This is a genomic window from Rhodococcus sp. NCIMB 12038, from assembly GCF_002165735.1.
Lineage (GTDB): Bacteria > Actinomycetota > Actinomycetes > Mycobacteriales > Mycobacteriaceae > Rhodococcus_F.
Genome location: NZ_NHML01000027.1, coordinates 85,865 through 112,304 on the forward strand (window position 1 = coordinate 85,865; position 26,440 = coordinate 112,304).

Genomic DNA, 26,440 nt, shown 5'->3' on the forward strand with positions numbered 1-26,440 from the left:
CACACTCGACAAGAACTCGTCCCCGAGCGCCCAGGCCTCACCCTCGCATCCATCGCGGGCCAGATCCGATGATGTGTGTCCCATTTCGACTGGTGCTCAACATTCTTCACCGCGGCGCGCCTGGCGTACCAACCTTGACACCTTGTGATCCAAGGCACGATACTCTCAAGTGACACAACGTGCCGCTATATGGCACACGCGGCATCGCTCCGCTATGTGATCAGCCCCCACTCGTCGAAGTACGCCCCTGCCGAAATCCGCGAGGCCGGGTGGTCGGCACATCGAACTCGCGCCGAAAGGACCTACATCGAGCGATCTGCAATCGAGATCCAACTGAACCACGAGCAACACCATTCGCAGAAAGACACTTCGCACATGAAAATAGAAACATCCGATAAATCGGCCATCTCGAACCCGAGACGACAACTGATCGCCGGCACCATCGGGCACTCGGTCGAGTTCTTCGATTTCCTCGCGTACTCGTACCTCGCGGTCTACTTCGCGTCTTCGTTCTTCCCCTCCTCCGAGTCCTCGGGACTGGTACCGCTCTTGAGCGCCTTCGGCGTTTTCGCCGTCGGGTTTCTCGCGCGTCCGCTCGCGGGGCTCTTCATCGGACAGTTCGCTGATCGGTACGGCCGTCGCCGAGCCTTGAGTCTCACGATCAGCCTCATGGCCGGTGGCAGCCTGCTGGTCGCCGTCTGTCCCACATACAGCCAGATCGGGGTCGCCGCGCCCATAATCCTCACCGTTGCCCGCATTTTGCAGGGCTTGTCCGCCGGCGGCGAGTACACGACCGCGGGTGCCTTCATCGTTGAATCCGCCCCCGCCGGCCGCCGTGGTTTCTACTCGAGTTTCATGTTCGTCGCGTCGGGCATAGGGAAACTGACGTGTCTGGCTTTCATCACCGCGTTCGTCGCACTGATCGGTGAAGACGCGATGCGAGATTACGGTTGGCGAATCCCCTTCGCCGTCGGCGCCCTTGCCGCCCTCGTCGCCTGGTACATTCGCCGCGGAACGCAGGAAACACTCGAAACTACCGTCTCCGACGAGGGCACGTCACCGGTTGATCGCAATCCACTCAATGCACTGCAGCGTTACCCCAAACAGTCACTCATCGTGTTTGCAATCGCAACCGGAATGGGCGTTGGACAATACTTTTGGGCTACCTACCTGACTACATATTTCCAGATCCGGAACGGCGCCTCGGCCACCACCGCGATGACGGTCGGCATCGTCACGCTCGTTCTCTACACAATCGCGCAGCCGGTAGCCGGGTTGATCTCCGATAGATACGGGCGTAAACCATGCATGTACGCATTCGGCATCGGCACGGTGATTGCGACCCCCTTTCTGCTGTCGATCACGAGTTCGAACTTCGGGGTACTGATATTCATTCAGCTCGTCGGGCTTCTGTTGTTGAGCTTCTGCACTTCGATCACGTCTGCGGTGATGGTCGAAAACTTTCCACCGCACGTACGAGTGAGCGGTCTGGGCTTTCCCTACTCGCTGTCGGTGGCAATTTTCGGTGGAACGGTGCCGCTCGTGGCGACAAGCCTGGCCAATGCCGGTTATTCCCAGTACTTTCCGTGGTACATCGTGGCCACTGCGGTCATCACGCTTCTGGGCGCCATATCCGTACCGGAAACGTTCCGCAGCGATATTTCGGGAGAAGAATCCTGATCGGCCTTCGCCGCCGCCAATGTTGATTCACTCTTTCTCGGGCCCGCCTCAGGGCCCGAGAAGGGGCGAGTCGACTCGCCTACCATCTGCCTAGTGTCGTCCGGTAGGTGTAGCGTTCCGGCAAGAAGTAGGTAATCGCCAGCTCGACTGCCCGGTCATCCGAGTCGAGATACAAGCGATCGGCGCGCAACAGCCCATGCCCGATGGGGCAGCCGAGGTGCTGGGCGATCTCCTCGGCCGCCGTAGCCACCGTGATCGACTGCACGAGTTCGACGACCGGAGTCACCAGGTGGGGTTCGAGAACACCGATGATCGTGTGCACCCCGATCGTGCCGAGCTCCGATTCGGCATCGCTCGGGAGGTGCATCCCAAGATCCGGCAGATGGACAATCGTCACCGCGAACACGATGCCCGTGTGGCGCCGTACATACGTGAGGGTGGAAACGAAGTCGCTCTCGAGGCGTAAACGGCCCGCGGCTTCGATGTCGGCCCTACGTCGCAGAGGTGCAACGATTTCGGTGGTGGTATCGGTGGGAAGGTTGGTCAGGTCTTCGATCGCTCCCAGCCGTCGGAGGCGCGAACTCCCCTGCTCGGTGACGAACGTCCCCTTCCCCGGAACACGATATACAAGACCGTTCGCCACGAGATCGTGGAATGCTCGCCGCACCGTCTGCCGACTCAGTCCGTACTCTGCGGCGAGTTCGAATTCGGTGGGAAGTCGACGTCCGTCCCTGAAGTGACCCGCAGCGATCTGCTCGCGCAGTGCGTGCGACAACCGCCGATGTGCGGGCGCTGGTTCGTTGTCGGAGTCACCCATGAGCCCACATCGCTCCATTCCTGTCGCCCTTCGGCGTCGCACAGTGCATTCGACGCGCTGTCCGTCGCAGGCCGATCCATCGTGATCGTCCGGACATCATGATAGATCGAATCGGCACAGCATGCCATCTATCGGCACGACAAGCGATCAACGCGAAGAGTGGGGTTGACCAACGGCCAGTCTGTACGGCATCCTTTTCGATATCGGAACACTGTGCCGCTTAGAGGCACGGATGAAGGGTTGAACCTCATGACTGCTGTAGTTGACGATGTCGGATCGTCGGGAGCCGCTTATCTCACCGAAGAACGGCTCGCGATCCAGGCGATGGCGCGGGAGTTCGCAGCCAGGGAAGTGCTGCCCGTCGCGAACGAACTCGATCCGGTCAAGGGCGAGATTCCGTTGGAACTGCGCCAGAAGATGGCCGACCTGGGATTCTTCGGCGTCCTCATTCCCGAGGAGTACGGCGGGCTCGGCCTCGGAGTCTTCGAGTACGCCCTGATCGTCGAGGAATTGGCCCGCGCGTGGATGAGCGTGTCGAGCCTGATCGCTCGCGGACAGCAATTCACCGCGGGGTTCACGGAGGACCAACGCCGAAAGTATCTGCCGCAGATGGCTGCGGGCGAGTTCCTCAGCGCCTTTGCCCTGTCCGAGCCCGATGCCGGCTCCGACGTGGCGGCGCTGTCCACTCGCGCACGCAGGGACGGCGACGGGTGGCGTATCAGCGGCCAGAAGATGTGGTGCACGTTCGCCGACGGATCCGACTACCTCCAGGTGTTCGCCCGCACGAGACCGATCGACCGCGACCACCGATCGCGGGGTATCAGCTGTTTCATCATGCCCAAACCCCGCGGAGAGCTACCCGAGGGAGTGACGGGAACACCGGTACGCAAGATCGGATATCACGGGTGGCAGACTTGGGAACTGTCCTTCGACAATGCCTGGGCCACGGGTGACTCCATGGTCGGCCCCGAAGGTGATGGCTTCAAGGTCGCCATGGGCGATCTGGAGACAGCCCGGATACACACTGCCGCCCGCGCGATCGGTGTGGCCCGTGGGGCACTCGAGGACTCCGTCGCGTACGCGCGGCAACGCGTCCAATTCGGCCGCGCCATCGGCGAGAACCAGGCTATTCGGTTCAAGATCGCGCACATGGCGACCGAGGTGGAGGCGGCCAGATCGCTGATGTACCGGGTGTGCACCGAGGTCGACGCGGGCCGCCGCAATTCCGTGGAGGCGTCGATGGTCAAGTACGTCGCGACCGAGATGGCCGAACGAGTGACCAGCGAGGCCCTGCAGATTCACGGCGGTGCCGGATACACCACCGATTTCGCAGTCGAACGGTACTGGCGGGACGCGAAGCTGACCAAGATCTTCGAGGGAACCTCGGAAATCCAGCTGAAGATCATCTCGGATGCGATCCTCGGAAGGCAGGCACGATGAGAGTGCCGGACGGCGGGCCACTGATCGATGTCGTGGTGATCGACCTGACCACCATGCTCGCAGGGCCCTTCGCCACCATGGTCCTGGCAGATCTGGGTGCCGACGTGATCAAGATCGAACCTCCTCGTGGTGACTTCATCCGAGAGCAGGGTCCGTTCGCACCGGATGACGAACTACGCGCATTCGGTGGGTATTTCCAGAGCGTCAATCGCAACAAGCGCAGTGTCGTTCTCGACCTCACCACGGAGGAGGGACGCGGCTCGCTGCTCGAACTGGTCGCGAACGCTGATGTCGTCGTGGAGAACTTCCGGCACGGAGTCATGGACCGACTCGGACTGTCCTACGAGCGCCTTCGTGAACAGAATCCTCATCTGGTGTACGCGGCGATTCGCGGATTCGGGGACGAACGCACCGGTAGCAGCCCGATGCGGGACTGGCCGGCGTACGACATCACCGTCCAGGCCCTCAGTGGCTTGATGGAAATCACCGGCGAGCCCGACCGCCCCCCGATCAAGACCGGTCCCGGTCTCGGTGACACCGTGCCGGCACTCTTCGCGGTGATCGGACTGCTGTCGGCCGTGCACCGCGCTCGCCGCGACGGAATCGGCGGCTTCGTCGACGTCTCGATGTACGACGCCATGCTGGCAATGTGCGAGCGCACGGTGTACCAGCACTCCTACACCGGGGACGTGCCGACCCGGCAAGGAAACAGCCATCCCCTGCTCTGCCCGTTCGATGTGGTGCCCGCGGCAGATGGGTGGGTCAGCATCGCCGCGCCGGGCGACAATCACTGGCAGAAACTCTGCGCGGTAATCGGACGCCCCGAGTTGGCGACGGACGAACGGACACGGGACAACGTCAGCCGACTGGCCAATCGTGACTTCACCATGTCAGCGGTGACCGCATGGACAACCACCCGGACCAAAACCCAGATCGTCGAAACACTCGGCGGCAAGGTCCCGGTCGCACCGGTCAATACCGTCGCTGACATCTACGCGGATCCCCACGTGCATGCCCGCAACATGTTGGTCGACGTCGATCATCCCGGCGTATCCCACCCGCTGACGATCACCAACACCCCGATCAAGTTCGCAGATTCACCCCCGACCCCGATCCGGCGAGCACCGCTACTCGGCGAACATACCGATGAAGTGCTGGCCCAATTCGACATCACCACAGCTGCTTTCCAGCTCGAAGAAACAAGATAGGGAGATCTCATGTCCAGAACACAACGACCGCGGCGGTCCTGTCTCGCGGTTCCCGGTTCGAGCCCGAAGATGATCGAGAAGGCGAAGGGCCTCGACTCCGACCAGGTCTTCCTCGACCTCGAGGATGCCTGCGCACCCCTCGCGAAGCCCGGCGCCCGCAAGTCCATCGTCGCCGCACTCAACGAAGGCGGCTGGGGGTCGAAGATCCGCGTCGTGCGGGTCAACGATCTCACCACCCACTGGACCTATCGCGACGTGGTCGAGGTCGTGGAGGGTGCCGGCGAGAACCTCGACTGCATCATGCTGCCGAAGGTGCAGTCGGCGGCCCAGATCGCCTGGCTCGACTTCACTCTGACCCAGATCGAGAAGACCATGGGTTTCGAGGTGGGCCGTATCGGAATCGAGGCGCAGATCGAGGACGCCGCCGGATTGATCAACGTCGACGAGATCGCGGCAGCGTCGCGGCGTACCGAAACGATCATTTTCGGCCCCGGGGACTTCATGGCGAGCATCAACATGAAGTCGCTCGTCATCGGCGAGCAGCCGCCGGGCTACGAGGTCGGTGACGCATTCCACTACCCACTGATGCGGATCCTGATGGCCGCCCGAGCGAACGGGCTGCAGGCAATCGACGGACCGTATGTGCAGGTCCGTAACGTCGAGGGCTTCCGCCGAGTGGCCGGACAGGCCGCAGCCCTCGGCTACGACGGCAAATGGGTGCTGCATCCGGCCCAGATCGAAGCCGCCAACGAAACCTTCAGTCCTGCACAGGCCGACTACGACCACGCCGAGAACATCCTCGCCGCGTACGAGTGGTTCGCCTCCGACCGTGGCGGCCGCAAGGGCGCCGTCATGCTCGGCGACGAGATGATCGACGAGGCGTCCCGCAAGATGGCGTTGGTCATCGCGGGCCAGGGCCGCGCCGCCGGAATGGAACGGCTCGACGTATGGGAACCGGAGACCGAAACTGTCGAGAGCGGTGTGTAAGAAGATGACTACCACGGAAAAAGAACAGAACATGCAGTTCGGTCGATTCTTCGAGGATTTCGAAGTCGGCGCAATCTACAGGCATTGGCCAGGCAAGACCGTCACCGAATACGACGATCATCTGTTCTGCCTGCTGACGATGAACCATCACCCGTTGCACATCAATTCCCACTTCGCGGAGGAAACAACAGAATTCGGCCGCAACGTGGTGGTGGGCAATTACGTCTACTCACTGCTGCTCGGAATGTCGGTGCAGGATGTGTCCGGCAAGGCGATCGCCAACCTCGAAATCGAATCGTTGCGACACGTCAAACCGACGTTCCACGGTGACACGATCTATGGCGAAACCGAGGTCCTGGAGGTCACTCCGTCGAAGTCCAAGGACGACCGGGGTGTCGTGTACGTCGAGACCCGCGGATACAAGCAGGACGGGCAGATCGTCTGCATCTTCCGGCGCAAGGTTCTCGTACCCAAGCGAAGCTACGGCGACACGCACGGCGGCGACCAACCGGCTCGACCACTGCCACACGTGTAGTCACCTCCGGCGAGCCCGAATTCCGCCAAACGCCCCGATGAGATCTACTGGAGTGGATGGGTTTTCCTCCGGTTGCGGACCCGGGGCTCGCCGGACCGTCGATGTCCGTCGCGGGCTGAGTACCACTCCCGGCGAAGGAGAGGCACCCAGCCCCGCGACTGCGGTTTCGATGCCGCTTTCGTCCCGATCCCACGGTCCGAGGGAGCTTGACAGAGATCATCGAAACCACGGATGCTGAAACATAACGAAACACTGTGCCGAATATCGGCACGATTACGGTGTGACCGCTCACGCGGGTGCACCACTCGGAGAAGGAAGCACAATGCGAGAGCGTTACGAGTCGTTCGTCGGCGGACAAGACGAACGCAGTAAGGGTGGGCAATACTTCTCCACCCGTGACCCTGCCACAGGCGACGTCATCGCCGAAGTCGCGCTCGGCGGGGCGGAGGACATCGAGGCTGCAGTTGCCGTAGCGCACAGCGCCTTCGGCTCGTGGCGCGACACACCGGCCGCCACTCGCGGTCGCATACTCCTCGAGGTCGCCCGCACACTGCGAGAACACGCGGACGAGCTGGCCCGAATCGAAACGCTGGACACGGGTCAGACACTGTCACAGTCGAAGGTCGACATCGAGACCGCTGCACGGTACTTCGAATACTACGGCGGCGCGGCCGACAAGGTACACGGCGAGACGATTCCCCTCGGACCCGACTATCTCTCGTATACCCGCAATGAACCGTTCGGCGTGATCGGTGTCGTCACGCCGTGGAACGCGCCGATCAATCAGGCTGCCCGGGCCATCGCACCCGCTTTGGCGATGGGCAACGTCGTGGTTCTCAAACCTGCCGAGGACACTCCGCTGTCGGCACTCGAAATGAGCCGCCTCGCCGTCGACTCGGGGCTGCCCGCGGGGGTTCTCAACGTCGTCCCCGGATTCGGCGCCGATGCGGGAGCTGCGCTGACCGGCCACAACATGGTCCGGAAGATCGTCTTCACCGGCTCGGTGGAGACCGGCCGGGCGATCATGCGGGCGGCCGCCCAACGACTGATTCCCCTGACGCTCGAGTTGGGCGGCAAGTCTCCCAACATCGTCTTCGACGACGCCGATCTCGAGGCGGCCGCCGCCGGCGCCTGGACGGCGTTCACAACCAAGGCGGGTCAGGTTTGCTCGGCCGGCAGTCGGCTGCTGGTGCATTCCTCGGTGCACGACGAATTGATCGACAGACTCGTCCAGCACGCCGAAACCACGGTCATCGCACCGGGGATCGAGGACCCCGACATCGGATCCCTGGCCACGCGAGGGCAGTTCGACAAGGTCCGCTCGTATCTCGAGCTCGGACCTCGTGAGGGCGCACGTGTTGCTGCCGGCGGAAACGTCGCCGACACCGGTCGGCTGAGCCGCGGGTTGTTCATCGAGCCGACCATCTTCGTCGACGTCGACAACACCATGCGCATCGCGCGCGAGGAGATCTTCGGCCCGGTGCTGACCGTGCTCCGATTCGATTCCGACGAGGAGGCGATCGAGATCGCCAACGACAGCGACTACGGACTCGTCGCGGGGGTCTGGACTCGCGATCACAGCCGGGCCCATCGCGTCGCCGGTGCCGTCGAGGCGGGACAGGTCTTCATCAACCAGTACTTCGCCGGTGGTGTCGAAACCCCGTTCGGCGGCTACAAGTCGAGCGGTTTCGGCAGAGAAAAAGGCTTCGAAGCGCTCAAGCACTATTGCCAGCTCAAGACGGTGACCGCCCGCCTGTGACGGTGCCCGGCGCCTGGCCTCGGAAGGGCGTTCGTTCCTCCGAGGGCGGGCGCCGACACCGCGACCCCGAATGTAGTCGTGAACGACCGTGAAACGCGTCGACCCCTGTCAGGAGGGTGCAATGCCGATTGATACCGAGACCCTCCGGGTCGCCGACAATACCCATCGCAACCGGTTCGAACTCGAGGTGCGGAACGAACTCGCGGGAATCCTGGGCTACGTCGATCTGCGCTTCCTCACAGAACCGCTCTCGCTCGAGGACCGATCCGGACCGCGGTCGCACGGTGTCGTGATGTCCCTCATGCACACGGTCATGGCGGAGGAGTTCGAGGACTCCGGCCTTGCCACCGTCCTCGTGCGGCAGTCGCTGGAAATCGCCCGCGGCTACGGATGGACGGTGCGGCCGGTCTGCCCCTACGTTGCCGAGTTTCTCACCGCCCACCCGGAGTACCACGATCTGATCGCGGACGTGTCCGCGTAGTGACGACATCCGCCTGTGCGGCCGGGGAAACGCTTCGGACGCACAGGCGGCAGCGGTGAAGTCAGAGCAACGAACTCACGTTCGCTGCAGTGTCGGAAACCTGCTTTCCCCACCATGGCACACGATTCTCGTCGAAACGGGTCTCCGGCATCGAGATGCCGATGCCACCGACCGGGCAACCACCCTCCCCCAGCACGGCGGCCCCGACAGCACACACTCCCATCCGATTCTGATTGACGTTCACCGCATATCCGACTCGGCGGATTTCGTCGATCTTCTTTCGGATCGATTCGGGGTCCGTGTCGGTCTGCGGGGTCAGTTGCTGAATCGGGCTGGACAGAATCCTGTCGACCTCGTCGTCCGGCAGGCGTGCCATGATCGCCATTCCCCCTGAAGTGTGGGGTAGCTGCCAGGTGCTGCCGACCTTGATGAAGGTGCGGACCGCCTGATGGGAATCCATGCGTTCGATCTGAACCACCCGCTCCACACCGTCGCGTATCTGGAGCGTGATCGTCTCGTTCGTCAGATCCCGCAGCTCACGCATCGGCTCGAGCGCAACCGTTCGCAAGTCGCCCTTGTCCCAGCCTTTTCGGCCCACGGCCAGCGCCCGCGAGGTGAGCTTCCATTTTGTGTACTCGCTGTCATCACTGCGGATCCAGCCGGCGGACGCGAGTGCCTGAAGAGTTCTCTGGACGGTCGATTTCGGCAGCTGAAGAGTGCGTGACAGTTCGCCCACTCCGACCGGCTGGCTCTCCGCCACGGCCTCGAGTACGCGCAAACCTCGTTCGATGCCTTGCACCTGCTGCTCCTCTCCCTCGACCGCCACGGAAACCGACACCGCTGCGATGAACATTCGACGTACTGTGCCGATTATCGGCACAGTATGTCGAAATGTCCAGCCCTCTGCCGCAGCTACTGGCTCACGGCCGCCCGGCCTCGGCGACCACACCGACGCCGACCGCGGCCGAATCCCCGGCGAGAATCTTGAAGACACCCGCCGCCGTGGCCACCACCGACTCGTTCACCCGCAGATCGGAGTCCGCGAAGACGATCGAGGCCGTACGCCGCACGATACGAGGTGAGCTCGTCAGGAGGTCACCGACCCGGACTGTGCCGAGGAAATTCACACTCAGTTGCACGGTCGCCATGTTCCGGGTGCCTGTTTCGTCGAGGGCGGTCGAGCCGAGAGCACGATCGGCGAAGGCCATGATCAGTCCCCCTTGGACGACTCCTCGAAGGTTGCGATGTTTGGCCTCGCACCGCAGTCCGAACTCTCGCACACCGTTCCCGTTGTCGCGCACCAGCAGTGGACCGATCAGCCCGATGAAACCGCCGTCGGGCACCTCGACCCATCCGACTTCGCTCACGCCGAACCTCTACTTCCGTCCTTGTTTCGTTCTCACATGCGGAGCCGCCGACGGCGAGCTTGGAGGAACTCGTCCGCCGGCGGCTCCACGAGGCTGCGCCGGCCTTGCAGCGTGACCACACGAGGCCCCGGCCGCACGCAACCGGTCAGTGCCCTACTGGCTGGCCGACAGCACCTTCGACGGCACGGCCGCGTCACGGATTTCCCACAGCACCGGCTTGATGCAGCGGAAGAACTGGGCTGCATCCTCGCTCATCGGGAAGTGTCCGAGCCCGGCCATCGGAACGACCTTCGCACCCTCGATCTGCGCGCCGAGTTCCTCGGCTTCCTCCGGTCCCGTCGCGAAGTCGTATTCGCCGTTCAGGATGTACACGGCGGTCTTCGTCGTGTCGATGTCCTTCGCCGTTTCCCGAAGATCGTGTTCGACGCTGTAGTAGTGCAGGTCGCCCTTGAAGACCGGCGGAGAACCCTGACTGTAGACCCAGGTCGTTTCCCGGCGGCCGACCTCGGGCGCCGTCGGCGAGGTGAGCGCGTACATCGCTGCCGGCTTCGAGTCGTTGCTGATCTCGGGGTGGAACCAGTAGTCGAGGTAGTATCCGGGCGAGTGCAGGGCCGCTTCCAGGGCGATCACGGCACGGAACACTCCGGGGTAGTGCAGGGCCAGGTCGGGGGCGAGATTGCCTCCCATCGAGCTGCCCATGTAGACCGCGTCCTCGCAGTCGAGAGCCTCGGCGAGGGCCACGACGAACTTCATGAAGAAGTCCTGGGTCAGGTTGTATTCCTGCTCCCACCACCGCACCGAGAGCGGCGGCAGCGACCGCCCGTGGTACGGCAGGTCCCAGGTGATCACGCGGAAGTTCGACGTGATCTCCTCGTCCTCGAGCAGATGACGATACTGACGCCCGTCACAGCCGGCGGTGTGCTGGAGAAGCAGCGGGATTCCCGAGCCGCTCTCCTCGTAATAGACCCGGTACTCGATGTCGTCGATCGTGAGATGGACGTACCGCCCGACCGCCTTGTCGAACTTCGTCGTGGTCATTTCGCCTCCTCGGCAACGTTGGTGAAGGTACGCATGAAATCGAACAGTCGCCGAAGCGCGGCGTAGTAGGCGAAGAACATCTTCATGTCTCCCCCGTAACGGAAGTTGTGCCGGGTGACTGCCGAAAAGAGATCCTGATAGAACGGCTGCGGCACCCGCTCGAAGAACTTGCCCCATTCTTCGACCGGCGCCGAGATCTCGATGTCGTAGTTCCGCGACACCGTCATGAGGTTGTTGCCCGCAGGCGCCCCCATGGAGTCGAGTCGACCGTCACGAATCACCAGCACATAGGTTTCATCGCCGATCTCCAACCGGACGGTGGCGTTCCAGAAGCGTGCCGCAATCTTGAATTCGGGATCCAAGTTGAGCGCCTCCGTGAACCTCTCCGTGTCCACAAATGGCATGGCCTATCCCTTTCTAGGAAGTCGCTGTTCGACCTGCGATCACACGCAGGCGGCGTGGGGTTCGCGAGACAGGCGGACCGCAGATCCCCGAACGAGCTGTGCCGTTCAGCGGTACGCCGTGTCAGTTTCGAGTATGTGCACTGCCTCACACTTTGTCAATACCGTGATACGGCCGTTCGGCTCCCAGCTCTCAAACCGACTACCCGGATTGTGTGCAGCCGCCGTCGCGCATCGCTTCTTCCACGAGGCGGGAGGAAAAGACTTTGAGCAGCAAAGGATCCCGAGACAGGCGGTGACGCCTACTCGCTTCGGAGATCCGACGGAAGCCGCAGTAGCGTACGGGGACGGAACCTGATCGCCGAAGCCATCGACGACGCCGTCACCGATCGAGAGCTACCCCTCGGCGGGCTGCCAGTTGACAATGAGGTCCACGAGGCCGGGAAAGCGGTCGTCGAGGTCCTCGAGGCGGACTCGGCTGCGCCGCTCGAGCCCGTGCTGCCGCTGCCGGATGACGCCCGCTTCCCGGAGGGCTTTGAAGTGATGGGTGAGGCTCGACTTCGGCCGGTCGAAGCCGAACCAGCCGCAGGTGTGATCGTATTCTTCGGACCTGGTCAAGAGCTGCTTGACGATTGTCAGCCTCAGCGGATCGGCAAGGACACCCATGACCCGCTCCAGGCGTATCTCCGACGCCGCCGGTTCGGGCAGCGGGTGCGGCAGAGCGACGTCTTCGCTGCTGCTCGTGCGATACGTCGGCGCGAGGTGGGCCATAGATCCAGCATAGCGTCAGTACGATTCTTGTCGTATCGTGTCAGTACGAGAATTATCGTACCGCTACGACCTGCATCGAACAGATGGGGAGAGGAGAAAGCGATGGCAACGACTTCCACCGACCGCAAAGGCCTGGGATGGTGTCTGGCCGCCGCGAGCACGGTCACAGCCGTGTTCGTGCTGTCGAACGCGCCCACCCCGCTCTATACGCGCTGGCAAGCGGAATGGAAGTTCACTTCCGGAACCTTGACGATCGTTTTCGGGGCGTACATGGTCGGTCTGATCGGAGCTCTACTCGTCACCGGGAAGCTTGCCGATCGGTACGGGCGGAAGGTCGTGCTCGTCCCGGGGCTGATCGCCGCGGTCACCGCATCGGGCCTCTTCCTGTCCGCCACGAACGTCATGTGGTTGCTGGCGGCGAGGCTGCTGGCAGGTGCCGCCGTCGGCGCGGCCGTCACCGCGGGCATGTCGGCGACGGTCGATCTCGCCCCGGAGCACCGGCGCCGGACCGGATCGATGATCGCCTCCGCCGCAATGGTATTCGGCGCCGGACTCGGACCTCTCCTGTCCGGTGCGCTCACACAACTCATCGACACTCCACAGTCGTGGATATTCGGAATCGTGCTCGCCGTAACGTCCCTGACACTGGTGATCGCGATCCGGTTGCCCCTCCCCCGGCCGAACGTGGACGACGGCTCTGTCGAACGCCCGTGGTCGTGGCCGTCCGTCCCTCACCAGAATCGGCGTGAACTCGCTTGGGGAGTAGCGGCATTCGCCCCCGGAATCACTGCTACCTCGTTCTTCCTCTCACTCGGACCCACGGTTCTCGCCGACGGTATCGGCACCCCCAGCCCACTTCTCGCCGGCACCACGGCCTGCGGCATGTTTCTCGTGGCCACCGGAATCCAGTTCGTCCTTGCTCATCTACGAACGAGAACCCATCTCGCCCTGAGTTCCTCCGCCGCGTTCCTCTCGATGGTGACGGTCACGGCGACCGTCACCGTCTCCCCGACGCCGACACTGTTCGTGATCGCCGCACTTCTCGCCGGCGCCGCGCAGGGCCTCGGCCAGCTTGCGGCACTCACGCTGATCGGCACCCGGGTTCCCTCGCATCACGGCGCAGAAGCGAATGCGGCTCTGAACATCGCCGGTTACATCCCCGCGGCTCTGCTACCCGTCGGAACCGGCTACCTGATCCAATTCGCACCCTTCGGCACTGCCGTCGCCACATTCGCCGCAATCGTCATGGCGTGCTCGATCACCGCACTGATCACCGTACGAGTCAGCACCGCCGACCACCTGGTGTCACCCACTCCAGGATCGACACCGCGGAACTCCGCCGCAACCCTCGCCCACCGTCGATACCCCCACGATTCGACGGACCTTCCCGGAGCCAGCGGACCGAGGCCCGCGTCCACCCTTGTCAGGAGCTCCGCTGAGGGTCTTGACTGAAACGTGGGTCTCGTTCGCTCACGACGACAGACAGGAATGATGCAGATGCCTACCCACAAGGCAGTTCACGTCCAGGCCCCCGGCGAGCCGCTGACACTCGTCGACGTCGAAACCGAATCGCCGCCGCGCGACCACGTTCGCATAGCCGTTTCGGCGTGCGGCGTATGCGGCACCGACCACGCGTTCGTCAGCGGCGCGTTCCCCGAGATGTCGTGGCCGTTGACACTGGGACACGAGATCGCCGGAACCATAGCCGAACTCGGCGCCGGCGTCGACAACTACGCCGTCGGCGACCGCGTCGGGGTGGGTTGGTTCGGTGGGCACTGCAATCAGTGCATCCCGTGCCGCAAGGGGACCTTCATCTATTGCGAGAAGTTGCAGGTGCCGAGCTGGCAGTACCCCGGCGGATACGCCGAATCCGTGACGGTTCCCGCCAACGCGCTTGCCCGGATTCCGAGCGAACTGTCCTTCACCGAGGCCGCGCCCCTGGGCTGTGCCGGGGTCACCACGTTCGACGCGCTGCGGAAGACACGGGCCGTTCCGGGTGACCGCGTCGCCATCCTGGGCATCGGCGGACTCGGCCACCTCGGTGTGCAGTTCGCCCGGGCGATGGGCTTCGAGACGATTGCCATCGCTCGTGGCGCCGACAAAGCCGACGACGCTCGCCAGCTGGGCGCCCATCACTACGTCGACTCCACCGCCGGCGACGTCAGCGAAGCGTTACGCGCACTCGGTGGCGTGTCGGTGGTCCTGGGGACGGCGGCGAACTCGAAGGCGATGGGTGCCGTGGTCGGTGGGCTGCTTCCGCTCGGTGAGCTCACAGTCGTCGGTGTCACACCCGACCCACTGCCGATCAGTCCCCTGCAGCTGATCACTCCCGGCGTCAACGTCACCGGTCACCCCTCCGGCACCGCCCGCGACGTCGAGGAGGCGATGCAATTCGCGGTCCTGTCCGGCGTGCGGGCACGGATCGAGGAGCGGCCCCTCAGCGAAGCCGCGGAGGCCTACGCCGCGATGGAGGCAGGGCGGGCGCGCTATCGCATGGTCCTCACCATGTGACCGTTCCCGGGCTGATCGACCGTCTTCAGCGGAGTTCGTTGCCGCCCCGCCGCTCGACGCCCCACGTGACGGAAGGTCCGTGGAGCTTCTCGTACGCCGCCTTTTCGGCGTCATGACGGGACGCCTTCTTCGGGTTTTCCAGATCGGGCGGCAGCCCGTGCCTCTCGAGGCGTCGAGATCGGTTCTGCGCCATGTACGACACCGCGTAGAACACGGCAAGCAGCACTCCGAGCAGGACCATGGAGGCTCGCAACCCGAGCGGTCCCGGGAACAGGAAGAACACGGCGAAGACCGGAACGAACGGGACCATGCTGCGGACGAGGTGCCGCGGAACGGCCCAGTCACCGACCAGGTCGTTGCGGACCCAGTCCTGCATGGAGTCGGGAAGTTTGCGGCCTACCGCGTAGCCCAGCCACTGTAGGGGTCCGGGCCGGGTTCGTTGCGTCTTTCGCGACATGACAACTACCTGTTCATGTTGTGCTGGAATCGAATTCGACATGGTTGTCCTCATTGATCGAGCGCGCCCGCTCTGAGTGCAGCCTGATTGACGCGGGTGAGAACGTCGTGAAGTTCCTCGAGTTCGGCCAGGCTGACGCCGAGCTTTTCGATCACGGCGGGCGGAATCTTCACTGCTTCCGCGCGCAGGGCAGCACCGGCTTCGGTCAGTTCGACATCCAATTGCCTCTCGTCGGCCCGACTGCGGGTGCGCGTGATCAGTCCGGACGCCTCGAGGCGCTTGAGGAGCGGCGAGAGGGTGGGTGAATCGAGTTGCAGTGCGGTCCCGATCTCCTTGACCGCCATCGGGGCCTTTCCCCAGAGGGCGAGCATGACCAGATACTGCGGATGCGTCAGCCCCATCGGTTCGAGCAAGGGGCGGTAGACGGCGAGCACCGCCCGGTTCGCGATCGCGAGCGCGAAACACACCTGCCGGTCGAGAGCAAGTAGATCGTCGCCAGCCTTACCCTGCTGCACGTCTGCGGTCATGCGACCAGGCTACCAGATTGATTCGTGCAATAACTAATATTGCACGAATCAATCTGGTGCTCGTCAAGGCAGACGCGCAACGAGCGCATCGAGGCCGGTTCGCGGGCCGGAGAAGAAGGGCGTTTCCAGCCGAACGTGCCGGCGCGCGTCGGTGGCGCGAAGGTCTCGCATCATGTCGACTATCCGGCTCGGGTTCGGAGCCTCGAAGGCGAGGATCCACTCGTAATCGCTCAACCCGAAGGAACTCACGGTGTTGGCGCGCACGTCGGGTAGGCGCGAGCCGCTCGGCCGTGCTCGGCGAGCTGCCGTCGTCGTTCGGCGTCCGGCAGCAGATACCATTCGAGCGATCGGTTGAACGGGTACACGCACACGAACTGCCCCGGCTCCTCATCGGCCACATATGCGGCGATATGGCTGCGGTTGAATTCGGCCGGCCGGTGGAGCGCGGCCGCACTCCAGACCGTCGTACACGCTTTCCCGAGTCGGCAGCGGCGAAAGCCCGCGTAGGCCGCCTGCAACCCTTCGACGGTGTCGGCATACGTCCAGATCATGAAGTCGGCGTCTCCACGCAATCCCGCGACGTCGTAGATTCCGCGGAGCACGACACCGGAGTCGGCGACTCCCTCGAAGTAGGCGTGGGCATCGTCCACCACCTCAGCGCGTACATCCGGAAGCGCGCCGGGAACCACCTGGAACACGGTGAACATCATGAACCGCACGCGTTGATTGAGTTCGACGAAGCGAGAGCCGATCAAGGCAGGTCACCTCTCGACCGGGACGCCGACCAACGAGCGTACTCCACCCAGGAGCCGTCGTAGTTCCGGACCTCGGGGTAACCGAGCAGTTCGTGGAGCACGAACCAACTGTGCGCCGATCGCTCGCCGATTCGGCAATAGACGATGATGTCCCTCGTGTCGTCGAGACCGGCATCGGCATACAGGGCGCGGAGTTCGCCGTCGCCGAGGAAGGTGCCGTCGTCAGCGGCAGCCTTGGACCACGGCATGTTGCCAGCGGTCGGGACGTGCCCAGGAACCTGGGGTTGTTCCTGTGGGAACTGCGCGGGAGCGAGGATCTTGCCGGAGAATTCGTCGGGAGACCGGACGTCGACGATGCTCTTCTTTTCGATCTGCTCGATCACCTCGTCGCGGTGCGCGCGGATACCCGACACGGGCTCGGACGCCACGTAGTCGGTAGCCGGTCGAGAGACAATATCGCTCGACAACGGCCGGGCGTCGAGTTCCCACTTCTTGCGTCCGCCGTCGAGCAGCCGGACGTCGCGGTGGCCGTAGAGCTTGAAGTACCAGTACGCGTAGGCCGCAAACCAGTTGTTGTTCCCGCCGTAGAGGATCACCGTGTCGCCGTTGGCGATTCCCCGCTCGGACAGGAGTTTCTCGAACGATAGCCGGTCGATGAAGTCGCGGCGTACGGGATCTTGAAGGTCGCGTTTCCAGTCGATGCGGACGGCACCGTCGATGTGGTTCTTCTCGTACTGGGTGGTGTCCTCGTCCACCTCGACGAGGACGACGTCGGGGTCCTGCCCGTGTTCGACGACCCAGTCGGCGTCGACCAGGAAATTGCTTCTGCTCATCGTTCATCCTTCACATCAGAAACCGGGGCGTGCACATATTATTAATGCACGATCTATTCGCCTACGCTACAGTTTCGCCCACACAGTTTCGACAGGAGCACCGGATGACAACACCGACGACCCGTCCTGCCCAAGCGAAGTCCCAGCGCCCAGAGGGGCAATGGGCACAGGGCGATCGCGAGCCACTCAACGTGAACGAGAAGGTCAAGCAGGATGATGACGGCCTCAACGTGCGCAAACGAATCGAAGAGGTGTACTGCCGTACCGGTGTCGCCGGCATCGACCCCACCGATCGGCGAAGCCGGTTCCGCTGGTGGGGGCTGTACACCCAGCGCGCACCCGGCATCGACGGCGGCCGAACCGCCACGTTGCCGCCGGAAGAGCTCGAGGACGAGCACTTCATGCTCCGCATCCGCATCGATGGCGGAGCACTGACCACCGAACAGTTGCGCGTCGTCGGCGAAGTTTCCCGACTGTTCGCTCGCGACACCGCGGACCTCACCGACCGCCAGAACATTCAGCTGCACTGGATCAGGGTCGAGGACCTACCCGAAATCTGGCGGAGGCTCGAAGGAGCAGGCCTCACTACAGCCGAATCCGCAGGTGACACCCCGCGGGTGGTCCTCGGCTCGCCGATGGCAGGCATCGCCGTCGACGAGGTCCTCGATGCCACGCCCGCACTGCGCGAGATCACCCGCAGATTGATAGCGAACCCCGAATACTCCAATCTGCCGCGCAAGTTCAAGACCGCCATCTCCGGACTCCAGGACGTCGTCCACGAAATCAACGATGTCGCATTCATCGGCGTCGAACACCCGGAACACGGTCCAGGACTGGATGTCTGGGTCGGCGGCGGTCTGTCGACCAACCCTCGCATCGGCGAACGATTGGGCGCTTGGGTTCCGCTCGAGGACGTGCCCGACGTGTGGATCGGCATCGTCTCCCTCTTCCGTGACCACGGGTATAGACGTCTGCGGGCGAAAGCACGCCTGAAATTCCTCGTCGCGGACTGGGGTGTCGAGAAGTTCCGGGACGTGCTCGAGAAGGAGTACCTCGGACACCCGATGATCGATGGTCCGGCGCCCGAGCCGCTCGACGAGCCGCGCGACCACGTCGGGATCCAGCGGCAGAAGAACGGTCTCAACGCCGTGGGAATCGCACCTGTCGTCGGGAGAGTCGGAGGCACCATGCTCATCGACCTGGCGAGTGTTGCCGAATCCTCCGGATCCCGACGGGTCCGCATCACCCCGATGCAGAAGCTGGTGGTCCTCGACGTGCCCGACGAACGAATCGCCTCACTCCAAGCCAGTCTCCACAGTCTCGGATTCCCGTCGCGTCCGTCACCCTGGCGACGCAGCACCATGGCATGCACCGGCATCGAATTCTGCAAATTCGGGATCGTCGAGACCAAGGCGCGGGCCGCCACCGTCATCTCGGAAATCGAGGACCGACTCGCCGACGTCCAGGATCAGCTCGACCACCCGATCACGTTGCACCTCAACGGGTGCCCCAACTCCTGCGCTCGCATTCAGGTCGCCGACATCGGCCTCAAGGGCGTGATCGTCACCGACGCGAACTCCGAACAGGTCGAGGGATTCCAGGTTCATCTCGGCGGCAGCCTCGGGCTGGACACGAGCTTCGGGCGCAAACTGCGCGGCCACAAGCTACCCGCCACCGATGTGGCCTGCTACGTCGAGCGCATAGTTCGACGCTATGTGGCCGACCGATCTCGCTCCGAGAAGTTCGCGAACTGGGTCCACCGCGCCACCGACGCCGACCTCACATGATCCGGCACCGCCCCGGCATCCTCGAGATCGACAGCTACGTTCCCGGTGACCCCGGATCCTCCCTGAGGAGAGCGGCGAGGCTCGCTTCGAACGAATCACCCTTTCCCCCGGACGACAAGGTGGTGGCGGCGATCCGCGCGAGCATCGTCCGGGCCAATCGGTATCCGGACTTCGAGAGCGGGGAACTGACCGAGGCCCTCGCCGGTCGGTGGCACCTGTCCCCCGATCAGGTGAGCGTCGACAGCGGATCCAGCAGCCTCCTGCGCAACATCGTCACCGCGTGCGCCGGCCCCGGCACTGAAATCGTCTACGGATGGCCGTCCTTCTCGAGCTACGAGCACAGCGCGCTGCTCGCGGGAGCGACACCGATTCGAGTCGCGCTCACGCCCGACCACCGCCTCGATCTCGCGCGCATCCTCGCCGCAATAAACGACCGCACTCGGGTGGTGATTCTGTGCCTTCCCAACAACCCGACCGGCACCACCGTCGACCACACCGCGCTCGAGGCCTTCATGGAGGCGGTACCCGAAGACCTGCTGATCGTCCTCGACGAGTGCTATCGCGAGTTCGTCACCGATCCCAACGCTGCGAGCGGCCCCAGACTCCTCGGACGATTCCCGAACGTCGTCGTGATCAAGTCGCTGTCGAAGTCCGCGGGATTGGCGGGACTGCGGATCGGCTATGCCCTGTCGTCCCCCGATGTCGGCTCCCTATTGCGTGCCGTACGCATCCCGTTCTCCGTTTCCACGGTGGCGCAGGCTGCAGCCCTCGCGTGTTTAGAACCCGCGGTGACGGCTGCCCTCGAATCGCGCATCACGGCAACGGTGTCCGAGAGGAAGCGTGTGTACGACACTCTGACAGGTGCGGGGATCGAGGTAGTTCCCAGTCAGGCGAACTTCCTGTTCCTCCCCCACCAACACAGTGCACCGGAGAAGGTACGAGTCCTGGCGCAGGACGGTGCATTTGTCCGGCTGGCGGGACCGCGGGAAATCAGAATCTCGGTAGGCAGCAGGAGAGAGAACGACCACCTACTCTCGTGCATCGGCCCTTTGACCGTTGGGATACGGAAGTCGTCACCTTCCGAATCCCACCTCACATGATCTTCTCGTCAGGCCATCTCGGGGACGTGCAAATGGGCGATCGCCAACTCGAATTCCCCCACCTCGAGGAGCCGAGCGCCCGACTCGCACATTTCCGACGTTCCGAGGCTCTCGGCCACTTCCCCGGTACCGCCCATCGCCGGGGCGCTGTCGAAGGTCATCGAAGACACCATCCGGCCGGCGGCCGGATCGACGAGCAGACTCGCGCTGCAGAAGCCTGCGACCTCGTGCATGGCGGGCAGCGATGACATCTTGTACACGTCGATCACACGGTCCAGGTGACCCGGCTCGGCCTCGAGCCACGCGACCCGCACCCAGGCGCCTTGATGTGACCGATGGTCGCGGTGCAGGGCCGCGATGTCCCAACGCGCGACGGTAGCGGTGGCGTGGAAAACCTCCGCCATGCGGTCACGCAGCTGTCGAACAGGTGCTTCGCTTGCGCGCAGAGCCTCGTCGTCCGTCCAGGAACTGGTGGCGATGCACCGGCCGGAACCTCGGTCGACCAGCAGGGACATTCCGGCGGATCCTGCGATGTCGGCAAGCGCGGGCATCACGGTGTCGCGCACATGCTTGATCCCCTCGTCGATGAACGACGGGTGCGCATCAAAGGTGGAAGAGCGTGCATACACGATGGGCCTCCTTCTCCTCGGGCGGCGCCGCGCGGCGCCGACGTCCAATCTCCATCTCCCACACTCCTCCCCCTACGCGGGCGAGACAATGATCGACAGTGACAGACGAAAACCCGGGCGCCTACTCGTGCCGTGTGGAGGGTTCACCCTCGGTGTAAATGGAGGGCTCGCCCTCGGTGTAAATGGAGGGCTCGCCCTCGGCAAGTGCGGTCGCGTGGTCGATGACCACTCGCTTCCACCACGAATCGAGCGGGCTCGGGTCCGGCCACACCACCGCGTCGGCGGTGAGCGACGACGTGGTTTCGCGGGTGAGGCTCGTTTCCGTTCCGATGATCTTTTCGGGATCGGCCTGGATACCGCCCACCGCCCCCTGTTGCGTCAACTTGCCTGCGCGTGTCGGCGGGGAGGGAGTTGGGCGACCAACTGCTCCCACTCGTCGAATCGAGCGGTGTCGGCCCTGCGCGGTCGGGGTGACGGGCCTGCCGCCAACTCGACCAGGCTCCGGGCAGCGCCGAGGACGGTGAGGTGATGGCGTCGTGCAACGTCGAGAAGTTCGTCGAACGCCTGGGCGTCGGTGCAGCCGCGGCCTGCAATCAGAATGCCCTTGGCCGTACCGAGCAGTTCTCGGCCATCGGGGCGCCTTCGCGGAATCAGGCGCGTCGGGCTGGGGACTGGAGTGAGGGATGGGTCGGTGCTGTCCTCGATCATTCCGCGTAACTCCTTCGTTCTCGTGCATCTGCCGCCGGTGTGCCGACGATCCCGTCCGGACGCAAAATGTGAGTCACGTCACTGTCGATGCACGATCAGTTCTAGCGGACCGAGCCGCACCTGTCATCTAGACACATGTCCAGCTCCACAGGCGTTTGCCCTGATGAAACGGCACGCGGTGCGATTCGCGACTAACATCGCGATACCAACTTGTGACCTGTACCACACAGTAGCGTTATCTCGAGGCGAGATTGCACCGGCTTGGACACCATTTCGACCCACGAGCACGACACGGTCACGCGACCGGGGACGGCGTTAACGAACGCCATCAGATAGTGGCCACCAACAGGTCCTCGCCGCTCGACGGACGCAGGCCGTCGGTGCGGTCCGGCACGATCGACGACCCCGACGAGATCGGTGGGCAGCAGGAACGACATGGCCACCGTCGAACCGGGAGCGAGACCGGCGAGCTGGCGCAGGGTGGCGGCGGTGGCGGCTCTCGTGAGGTACATGGTGACGCCGGTGGAGACGACGACCGCGGGCCGGCCGGGATCAAAGCCCGCCGCGAAGCCACTCCGACCACGACTCGTTCGCCTCGAAATCCACCGAAATGACGTCCATCTCTCGATCCATTGTTCAGATGAAAATGGACGGTTGTCAAATTTCAATATGTGAGAATATTCCGATTTGGTGAAACACCTCGAGATCGCGAACGCGATAAATGAAGTAAGCGGCGATCGACGATCCCGTGGATTTTCATCACCAGCACAGGAGTGAATTCCGATGGGTTCTGCAGGGATCGACGTCAACGTCGCATTCGAGGCGTTCCTGAAGTGGCTGAGCCTCACCTTCGGCGGCGGATTCGGACTGGGCTGACCAGCGGAGAGATCCGCCAAGCGATGGCCAGGCTCACCTAGGGACAGCCTGGCCATCACCCTGATCTGTACGTATGAACATTTCGGCTGCGGAGTCACGCCACCTAAAGGACTCGGACGCAAATAATCCGAAATTCACCATTACTGCGCGTGGAAAGAATTCGACCGTCGCGTCAGTGACTTCACGCGCGATCGCCGGGCATTCCTGCGCGACCAAAGCGGGGCTGTTTTTTCTCTCCGCGAAAGAGGAGCTCACGCGCGGCGTGATTGACGAGGGGTTCGCGCGGTCGAGCAGCGGGGAGCGACCGGTCGGCCTGTTTCGTCGCATGATCACGCACCGAAATGCCCAGTCACTTCGGGCTTTTGACCGATTGAAGATCAGTCGTTGGGGGTAGTCGGGTTCGGTGCGGTTTGCGTCGAGCGACGAATGCCGTCCGGGTGAAGGGAGTCGACAACGATGACCACAGCAGGAGGGGGCCCGAGCTCGAGCAGCCTGGCCGACGTCATCGACACCATTCTGGACAAGGGCCTGGTCATCGACGCCTACGTACGGGTCTCGCTGGTCGGGATCGAACTGCTCACCATCGACGCCCGCATCGTGGTCGCCAGCGTCGACACCTACCTGCGGTTCGCCGAAGCGGCGAACCGGCTCGCGATCGGCAGCGAACCCAAGGGCCTGACCGATCTCGTTTCCGACGTCAAGGGCAGCGGCAGCACGAAGTCCAAGACGAAGGGCGTACTCGAGGGAGTGGGCGAAACGCTCAGCGAGCTGCTCGACGGATCGGGCAGCAAACGCGAACCCGCACCACGCGGGAAGTGAATTTGTATCCCGGATAGATCGACCCTCGACGGTGAAACCTGTTCGGGGGGACCGGTCGGTCCGTGACATCGGCCGCCTGATCGACTACAAATGAGACACTTGCTCGTCGCTGTCGGGGGCCGCGAGTTACATCAATCCACTCCAGCGCGATCTTTTGGGGAACAAACACTTTTCCTCTAGGCACGCCTTGTTACCGGGGAGGCGACCGCATGAGCACATCGCGGTCCTCGCAGCCACGATCGGATGCCTACTGGCAACAGCAGGTGGTTGCAGAACTCCGTCCCCACCGAGGTTCGGAGACCCGGCCGCAGGCGCCCATCAACCGGCCCACCCTCGCCGACCATGGCCAGGCGGGCGGGGTGCCGATGGAGCGGACCTACACCGCGGACGGCGCGAGGTGCCGGCAGAGATAGGCGGCGGTGGCAGAGTCGGCCGTCTCGGCGACGATCGCCGGCTGACCCGAGGCGATGATGCGGCCGCCGTTGTCTCCGCCGCCGGGCCCGAGATCGATCATCCAGTCCGCCGAGGCGATGACCGACATGTCGTGTTCGACCAGGACGACGGTGTTCTCCGCCGCGACGAGACGGCGCAGCACCACCATGAGTCGGTCCACGTCGGCGGGGTGCAGTCCGGTGGTGGGTTCGTCGAGCACGTAAAGCGTGTGCCCGGATCGGACGCGCTGCAGTTCGCTGGCCAGCTTGACGCGTTGCGCCTCCCCACCCGACAGCGTGGTGGCGGATTGGCCGAGCCGCAGATATCGGAGACCCACCTCCACCAGCATGTCCAGGCTCTTCTTCGCGGCCGGGACGTGGTTCAGGAAGTCCCGGGCATCGTCGACGGTCATCGCGAGGACGTCGGCGATCGACCGGCCGTCGACCAGAATCTCGAGGGTCTCCGCGTTGTAGCGTGCGCCGGTGCAGGCCGGGCACGGCGCGGAGGCCTCGGGCAGGAACAGCATGCCGATGGTGATCACACCGGCGCCCTCGCACTCGTCGCAGCGGCCACCGGTGACGTTGAACGAGAATCGGCCAGGACTGTATCCGCGCTCGCGGGCGGTAGGGTGTCCAGCGAAGAGTTTCCGGATCACGTCGAAGAGTCCGGTGTAGGTGGCGAGATTCGAGCGCGGAGTCCGCCCGATCGGGGTCTGGTCCACCCGCACAAGTCGGTTGATGTGTCCGAGCCCGTGGGACGACACGACTGTCGGCTCGATGGTGTCGCGGCCGTCGGCCAGGACTGCCGTGGAGTCGTCGGCGTCGTCGCTCACGGTGTCGGGTCCGGGTTCGTCGTCGACGCCGAGGTGCCGGGCGATGACGTCCGTGAGCACACGGCTGACGAGCGTGGATTTGCCCGAGCCGGACACGCCGGTGACCGCGGTGAGCACCCCGAGCGGGATCCGGACGCTCAGATCCCGCAGATTGTGCATCGTGATTCCGGAGAGTTCGATCCACGTGCCCGGCTGTGCGGGATCCGGGTAGTTGCCCGATTGTTCGAAAAGGTATCGGCGGGTGACGGATTCGGCGATCGAAGCGAGACCGTCCACCGGGCCGCTGTAGAGGACCTTCCCGCCGTGCTCCCCGGCATCGGGGCCGACGTCGACTATCCAGTCCGCCGCCCGGACGACGTCGAGGTTGTGTTCGATGACGAAGACGGAGTTACCTGCCGCGCGAAGCCGCCGCACGGCAGCGACCAGCGCCTCGGTATCGGCGGGGTGCAGGCCCGCGGACGGCTCGTCGAGGACGTACAGGACGCCGAACAGGCCTGACTGCAGCTGGGTGGCCAGCCGCAGGCGCTGAAGCTCCCCCGGCGACAGGGTGGTGGTCGATCGGCCGAGACTCAGGTATCCCAGCCCGAGCTCGGACAACCCCCGGAGACGTCCGAGTAGGTTGTCCACCAACGCCTCCGATGCTCGATCGGTGGCGTCGTCTGCGGAGGCATCGTGGGAGGCGACGGCGGTTTCGAGAACCGTGGCCAGATCGGCCAGTGGCAGTTCGGTCGCGTCGGCGATGTCGAGGCCGGCGAACCGCACCGCCAATGCCTCGGGTCGCAGCCGCTTGCCGTCGCATGCGCCGCAGGGGCGGGAGACCAGGTATCGCGAGACCTTCGCCCGCTGGGTTGCGCTCTTCGTCGTCGCGAAGGTGTGCAGGACGTAGGTGCGGGCGCTCGAGAACGTTCCCTGGTAGTCGCGCACCATCTTGCCCGGGTCGCGGATCGGTGACACCGTGACCGTGGGCTGCTCGTCGGTGGTGAGGATCCACTCACGTTGGCCTGCAGGGAGTTCCGACCAGGGGCGGTCCACATCGATCCCGAGGGTGTCGAGGATGTCGCGGTAGTTCTTCCCCAGCCAAGCACCGGGCCAGGCGGCGACGGCGCCGTCGCGGATACTGCGGCTCGGGTCCGGGACCAGGGCGTCGACGTCGACGTCGTGGGTGCGTCCGAGGCCGTGGCAGGTCGGGCATCCCCCTTCCGGTGTGTTCGGCGAGAAGGCGTTCGAGTCGAGGATGTCGGCGTCCTGAGGGTAGGTGCCGGCCCTGGAGAACAGCATGCGCAGCACGTTGGAGATGTGGGTGAGGGTGCCGACCGACGATCTGGCGGACGTGTGACCGCGGGCCTGCTGTAACGCGACCGCCGGGGGAAGCCCGGTGATGTCCCCCACCCTGGGCGCTCCGACCTGATCCATCAATCGGCGCGCGTACGGGGTGACGGACTCGAGAAAACGTCGTTGCGCTTCGGCGTAGATGGTGCCGAAGGCCAACGACGACTTGCCCGATCCCGACACCCCGGTGAAGGCGACGATGCAGTCCCGGGGAATGAACACATCGACGTGGGCGAGGTTGTGTTCGCTGGCATCGAACACTTCGATGCCGGCGAATTCCCGACCAGGTGATGGTGTTGCCGGCGGTCCGGGATCGAGTGTCGGCACAACTGCTCCAGGTGTCGGTTCGTGCTCGGGCAGG

24 protein-coding genes and 3 pseudogenes are annotated in these 26,440 nt (G+C 64.0%); 12 read left to right on the top strand and 15 right to left on the bottom strand.

Going from position 1 to position 26,440, the window contains the following annotated elements:
• The first annotated feature begins 189 nt into the window (after nt 1-189).
• Nucleotides 190-1,680, top strand: coding sequence for an MFS transporter (locus CA951_RS31965; RefSeq protein ID WP_256974173.1), 1,491 nt, complete (start codon nt 190-192; stop codon nt 1,678-1,680).
• 79 nt (nt 1,681-1,759) lie between these two features.
• On the opposite strand, the gene CA951_RS31970 is transcribed toward CA951_RS31965, so the two are convergent.
• Nucleotides 1,760-2,497 carry a GntR family transcriptional regulator gene (locus CA951_RS31970; RefSeq protein WP_087560678.1) on the bottom strand — a complete coding sequence of 246 codons (738 nt, stop codon included), beginning with the start codon at nt 2,495-2,497 and terminating at the stop codon, nt 1,760-1,762.
• A gap of 249 nt (nt 2,498-2,746) precedes the next feature.
• Between CA951_RS31970 and CA951_RS31975 the strand changes: the two genes are divergently transcribed.
• The 6 genes from CA951_RS31975 to CA951_RS32000 all read left to right on the top strand — a co-directional run bounded on the left by CA951_RS31975 (nt 2,747) and on the right by CA951_RS32000 (nt 8,907).
• On the top strand, nt 2,747-3,937 hold the full coding sequence (locus CA951_RS31975; RefSeq protein WP_087560679.1) for an acyl-CoA dehydrogenase family protein: 1,191 nt from the start codon (nt 2,747-2,749) through the stop codon (nt 3,935-3,937).
• Nucleotides 3,934-5,145, top strand: a complete 1,212-nt coding sequence (locus CA951_RS31980; protein ID WP_087560680.1) for a CaiB/BaiF CoA-transferase family protein — start codon at nt 3,934-3,936, stop codon at nt 5,143-5,145. The genes CA951_RS31975 and CA951_RS31980 overlap by 4 nt, the downstream gene beginning before the upstream one ends.
• A 9-nt stretch (nt 5,146-5,154) precedes the next feature.
• Nucleotides 5,155-6,132: a CoA ester lyase gene (locus CA951_RS31985; RefSeq protein ID WP_087560681.1), complete on the top strand. Its 978-nt coding sequence runs from the start codon at nt 5,155-5,157 to the stop codon at nt 6,130-6,132.
• A gap of 4 nt (nt 6,133-6,136) precedes the next feature.
• The gene (locus tag CA951_RS31990) at nt 6,137-6,667 is read left to right on the top strand and encodes a MaoC family dehydratase (protein ID WP_218780544.1); all 531 of its coding nucleotides are present in this window, start codon (nt 6,137-6,139) and stop codon (nt 6,665-6,667) included.
• Nucleotides 6,668-6,989: 322 nt separating this feature from the next.
• Complete coding sequence (locus tag CA951_RS31995) at nt 6,990-8,426, top strand: aldehyde dehydrogenase family protein (protein WP_087560683.1); 1,437 nt, start codon at nt 6,990-6,992, stop codon at nt 8,424-8,426.
• Between the two features lie 121 nt (nt 8,427-8,547).
• A complete protein-coding gene (locus CA951_RS32000) occupies nt 8,548-8,907 on the top strand; it encodes a GNAT family N-acetyltransferase (protein WP_087560684.1) in 360 nt (119 codons plus the stop codon).
• Nucleotides 8,908-8,968: 61 nt separating this feature from the next.
• On the opposite strand, the gene CA951_RS32005 is transcribed toward CA951_RS32000, so the two are convergent.
• From CA951_RS32005 to CA951_RS32025, 5 genes are all read right to left on the bottom strand, one after another.
• Nucleotides 8,969-9,760 carry an IclR family transcriptional regulator gene (locus CA951_RS32005; RefSeq protein ID WP_225928060.1) on the bottom strand — a complete coding sequence of 264 codons (792 nt, stop codon included), beginning with the start codon at nt 9,758-9,760 and terminating at the stop codon, nt 8,969-8,971.
• Between the two features lie 67 nt (nt 9,761-9,827).
• Nucleotides 9,828-10,274: a PaaI family thioesterase gene (locus CA951_RS32010; protein ID WP_087560685.1), complete on the bottom strand. Its 447-nt coding sequence runs from the start codon at nt 10,272-10,274 to the stop codon at nt 9,828-9,830.
• Nucleotides 10,275-10,427: 153 nt separating this feature from the next.
• The gene (locus CA951_RS32015; protein WP_087560686.1) at nt 10,428-11,312 is read right to left on the bottom strand and encodes an alpha/beta fold hydrolase; all 885 of its coding nucleotides are present in this window, start codon (nt 11,310-11,312) and stop codon (nt 10,428-10,430) included.
• Nucleotides 11,309-11,716 carry a hypothetical protein gene (locus CA951_RS32020; RefSeq protein ID WP_087560687.1) on the bottom strand — a complete coding sequence of 136 codons (408 nt, stop codon included), beginning with the start codon at nt 11,714-11,716 and terminating at the stop codon, nt 11,309-11,311. Before CA951_RS32020 ends, CA951_RS32015 begins: the two co-directional genes overlap by 4 nt.
• 393 nt (nt 11,717-12,109) lie before the next feature.
• Complete coding sequence (locus CA951_RS32025; protein ID WP_087560688.1) at nt 12,110-12,484, bottom strand: helix-turn-helix transcriptional regulator; 375 nt, start codon at nt 12,482-12,484, stop codon at nt 12,110-12,112.
• A 102-nt stretch (nt 12,485-12,586) separates the two neighbouring features.
• Here CA951_RS32025 and CA951_RS32030 point away from each other — a divergent pair, with 102 nt between their 5' ends.
• Nucleotides 12,587-13,936 (top strand): MFS transporter, encoded by a 1,350-nt coding sequence (locus tag CA951_RS32030; protein WP_087560689.1) that lies wholly within the window; start codon nt 12,587-12,589, stop codon nt 13,934-13,936.
• Between the two features lie 45 nt (nt 13,937-13,981).
• Nucleotides 13,982-14,995: an alcohol dehydrogenase catalytic domain-containing protein gene (locus CA951_RS32035; RefSeq protein WP_087560723.1), complete on the top strand. Its 1,014-nt coding sequence runs from the start codon at nt 13,982-13,984 to the stop codon at nt 14,993-14,995.
• A 25-nt stretch (nt 14,996-15,020) separates the two neighbouring features.
• Here CA951_RS32035 and CA951_RS32040 read toward each other — a convergent pair whose 3' ends face one another.
• The 4 genes and pseudogenes from CA951_RS32040 to CA951_RS32055 all read right to left on the bottom strand — a co-directional run bounded on the left by CA951_RS32040 (nt 15,021) and on the right by CA951_RS32055 (nt 17,567).
• The gene (locus tag CA951_RS32040; protein ID WP_087560690.1) at nt 15,021-15,452 is read right to left on the bottom strand and encodes a DUF5313 family protein; all 432 of its coding nucleotides are present in this window, start codon (nt 15,450-15,452) and stop codon (nt 15,021-15,023) included.
• A 50-nt stretch (nt 15,453-15,502) separates the two neighbouring features.
• Nucleotides 15,503-15,979, bottom strand: a complete 477-nt coding sequence (locus tag CA951_RS32045; RefSeq protein WP_087560691.1) for a MarR family winged helix-turn-helix transcriptional regulator — start codon at nt 15,977-15,979, stop codon at nt 15,503-15,505.
• Between the two features lie 63 nt (nt 15,980-16,042).
• A pseudogene (gene hemQ, locus CA951_RS32050) lies at nt 16,043-16,689 on the bottom strand (hydrogen peroxide-dependent heme synthase).
• Between the two features lie 51 nt (nt 16,690-16,740).
• Nucleotides 16,741-17,567, bottom strand: a pseudogene (locus CA951_RS32055) (sulfurtransferase).
• A gap of 104 nt (nt 17,568-17,671) precedes the next feature.
• On the opposite strand from CA951_RS32055, the gene CA951_RS32060 reads away from it, so the two are divergent.
• Nucleotides 17,672-19,354: a nitrite/sulfite reductase gene (locus CA951_RS32060; RefSeq protein WP_087560692.1), complete on the top strand. Its 1,683-nt coding sequence runs from the start codon at nt 17,672-17,674 to the stop codon at nt 19,352-19,354.
• Nucleotides 19,351-20,454: an aminotransferase class I/II-fold pyridoxal phosphate-dependent enzyme gene (locus CA951_RS32065; protein WP_087560693.1), complete on the top strand. Its 1,104-nt coding sequence runs from the start codon at nt 19,351-19,353 to the stop codon at nt 20,452-20,454. The genes CA951_RS32060 and CA951_RS32065 overlap by 4 nt, the downstream gene beginning before the upstream one ends.
• An 8-nt stretch (nt 20,455-20,462) precedes the next feature.
• Here the strand turns inward: CA951_RS32065 and CA951_RS32070 are convergent, their stop codons facing one another.
• The 4 genes and pseudogenes from CA951_RS32070 to CA951_RS44600 all read right to left on the bottom strand — a co-directional run.
• On the bottom strand, nt 20,463-21,083 hold the full coding sequence (locus tag CA951_RS32070; RefSeq protein WP_087560694.1) for a hypothetical protein: 621 nt from the start codon (nt 21,081-21,083) through the stop codon (nt 20,463-20,465).
• A 121-nt stretch (nt 21,084-21,204) separates the two neighbouring features.
• Complete coding sequence (locus CA951_RS32075) at nt 21,205-21,465, bottom strand: hypothetical protein (protein WP_143543135.1); 261 nt, start codon at nt 21,463-21,465, stop codon at nt 21,205-21,207.
• On the bottom strand, nt 21,462-21,791 hold the full coding sequence (locus tag CA951_RS32080) for an ANTAR domain-containing protein (protein ID WP_087560696.1): 330 nt from the start codon (nt 21,789-21,791) through the stop codon (nt 21,462-21,464). Before CA951_RS32080 ends, CA951_RS32075 begins: the two co-directional genes overlap by 4 nt.
• A 407-nt stretch (nt 21,792-22,198) precedes the next feature.
• Nucleotides 22,199-22,406, bottom strand: a pseudogene (locus tag CA951_RS44600) (class I SAM-dependent methyltransferase); the annotation flags it as partial.
• 717 nt (nt 22,407-23,123) lie between these two features.
• Between CA951_RS44600 and gvpJ the strand changes: the two are divergent.
• The gene (gene gvpJ, locus CA951_RS32090) at nt 23,124-23,486 is read left to right on the top strand and encodes a gas vesicle protein GvpJ (RefSeq protein WP_087560697.1); all 363 of its coding nucleotides are present in this window, start codon (nt 23,124-23,126) and stop codon (nt 23,484-23,486) included.
• A gap of 376 nt (nt 23,487-23,862) precedes the next feature.
• On the opposite strand, the gene uvrA is transcribed toward gvpJ, so the two are convergent.
• Entirely contained in the window at nt 23,863-26,406 is a 2,544-nt protein-coding gene (uvrA, locus tag CA951_RS32095; protein WP_087560698.1) for an excinuclease ABC subunit UvrA, read from the bottom strand.
• Nucleotides 26,407-26,440 lie beyond the last annotated feature (34 nt).

Coding starts and splice junctions, on each gene's coding strand:
- CA951_RS31965 (WP_256974173.1), top strand. CDS start 190: ATGGCACACGCGGCATCGCTCCGCTATGTGATCAGCCCCCACTCGTCG.
- CA951_RS31970 (WP_087560678.1), bottom strand. CDS start 2,497: ATGGGTGACTCCGACAACGAACCAGCGCCCGCACATCGGCGGTTGTCG.
- CA951_RS31975 (WP_087560679.1), top strand. CDS start 2,747: ATGACTGCTGTAGTTGACGATGTCGGATCGTCGGGAGCCGCTTATCTC.
- CA951_RS31980 (WP_087560680.1), top strand. CDS start 3,934: ATGAGAGTGCCGGACGGCGGGCCACTGATCGATGTCGTGGTGATCGAC.
- CA951_RS31985 (WP_087560681.1), top strand. CDS start 5,155: ATGTCCAGAACACAACGACCGCGGCGGTCCTGTCTCGCGGTTCCCGGT.
- CA951_RS31990 (WP_218780544.1), top strand. CDS start 6,137: ATGACTACCACGGAAAAAGAACAGAACATGCAGTTCGGTCGATTCTTC.
- CA951_RS31995 (WP_087560683.1), top strand. CDS start 6,990: ATGCGAGAGCGTTACGAGTCGTTCGTCGGCGGACAAGACGAACGCAGT.
- CA951_RS32000 (WP_087560684.1), top strand. CDS start 8,548: ATGCCGATTGATACCGAGACCCTCCGGGTCGCCGACAATACCCATCGC.
- CA951_RS32005 (WP_225928060.1), bottom strand. CDS start 9,760: ATGTTCATCGCAGCGGTGTCGGTTTCCGTGGCGGTCGAGGGAGAGGAG.
- CA951_RS32015 (WP_087560686.1), bottom strand. CDS start 11,312: ATGACCACGACGAAGTTCGACAAGGCGGTCGGGCGGTACGTCCATCTC.
- CA951_RS32020 (WP_087560687.1), bottom strand. CDS start 11,716: ATGCCATTTGTGGACACGGAGAGGTTCACGGAGGCGCTCAACTTGGAT.
- CA951_RS32025 (WP_087560688.1), bottom strand. CDS start 12,484: ATGGCCCACCTCGCGCCGACGTATCGCACGAGCAGCAGCGAAGACGTC.
- CA951_RS32030 (WP_087560689.1), top strand. CDS start 12,587: ATGGCAACGACTTCCACCGACCGCAAAGGCCTGGGATGGTGTCTGGCC.
- CA951_RS32035 (WP_087560723.1), top strand. CDS start 13,982: ATGCCTACCCACAAGGCAGTTCACGTCCAGGCCCCCGGCGAGCCGCTG.
- CA951_RS32040 (WP_087560690.1), bottom strand. CDS start 15,452: ATGTCGCGAAAGACGCAACGAACCCGGCCCGGACCCCTACAGTGGCTG.
- CA951_RS32045 (WP_087560691.1), bottom strand. CDS start 15,979: ATGACCGCAGACGTGCAGCAGGGTAAGGCTGGCGACGATCTACTTGCT.
- CA951_RS32060 (WP_087560692.1), top strand. CDS start 17,672: ATGACAACACCGACGACCCGTCCTGCCCAAGCGAAGTCCCAGCGCCCA.
- CA951_RS32065 (WP_087560693.1), top strand. CDS start 19,351: ATGATCCGGCACCGCCCCGGCATCCTCGAGATCGACAGCTACGTTCCC.
- CA951_RS32080 (WP_087560696.1), bottom strand. CDS start 21,791: ATGATCGAGGACAGCACCGACCCATCCCTCACTCCAGTCCCCAGCCCG.
- gvpJ (WP_087560697.1), top strand. CDS start 23,124: ATGACCACAGCAGGAGGGGGCCCGAGCTCGAGCAGCCTGGCCGACGTC.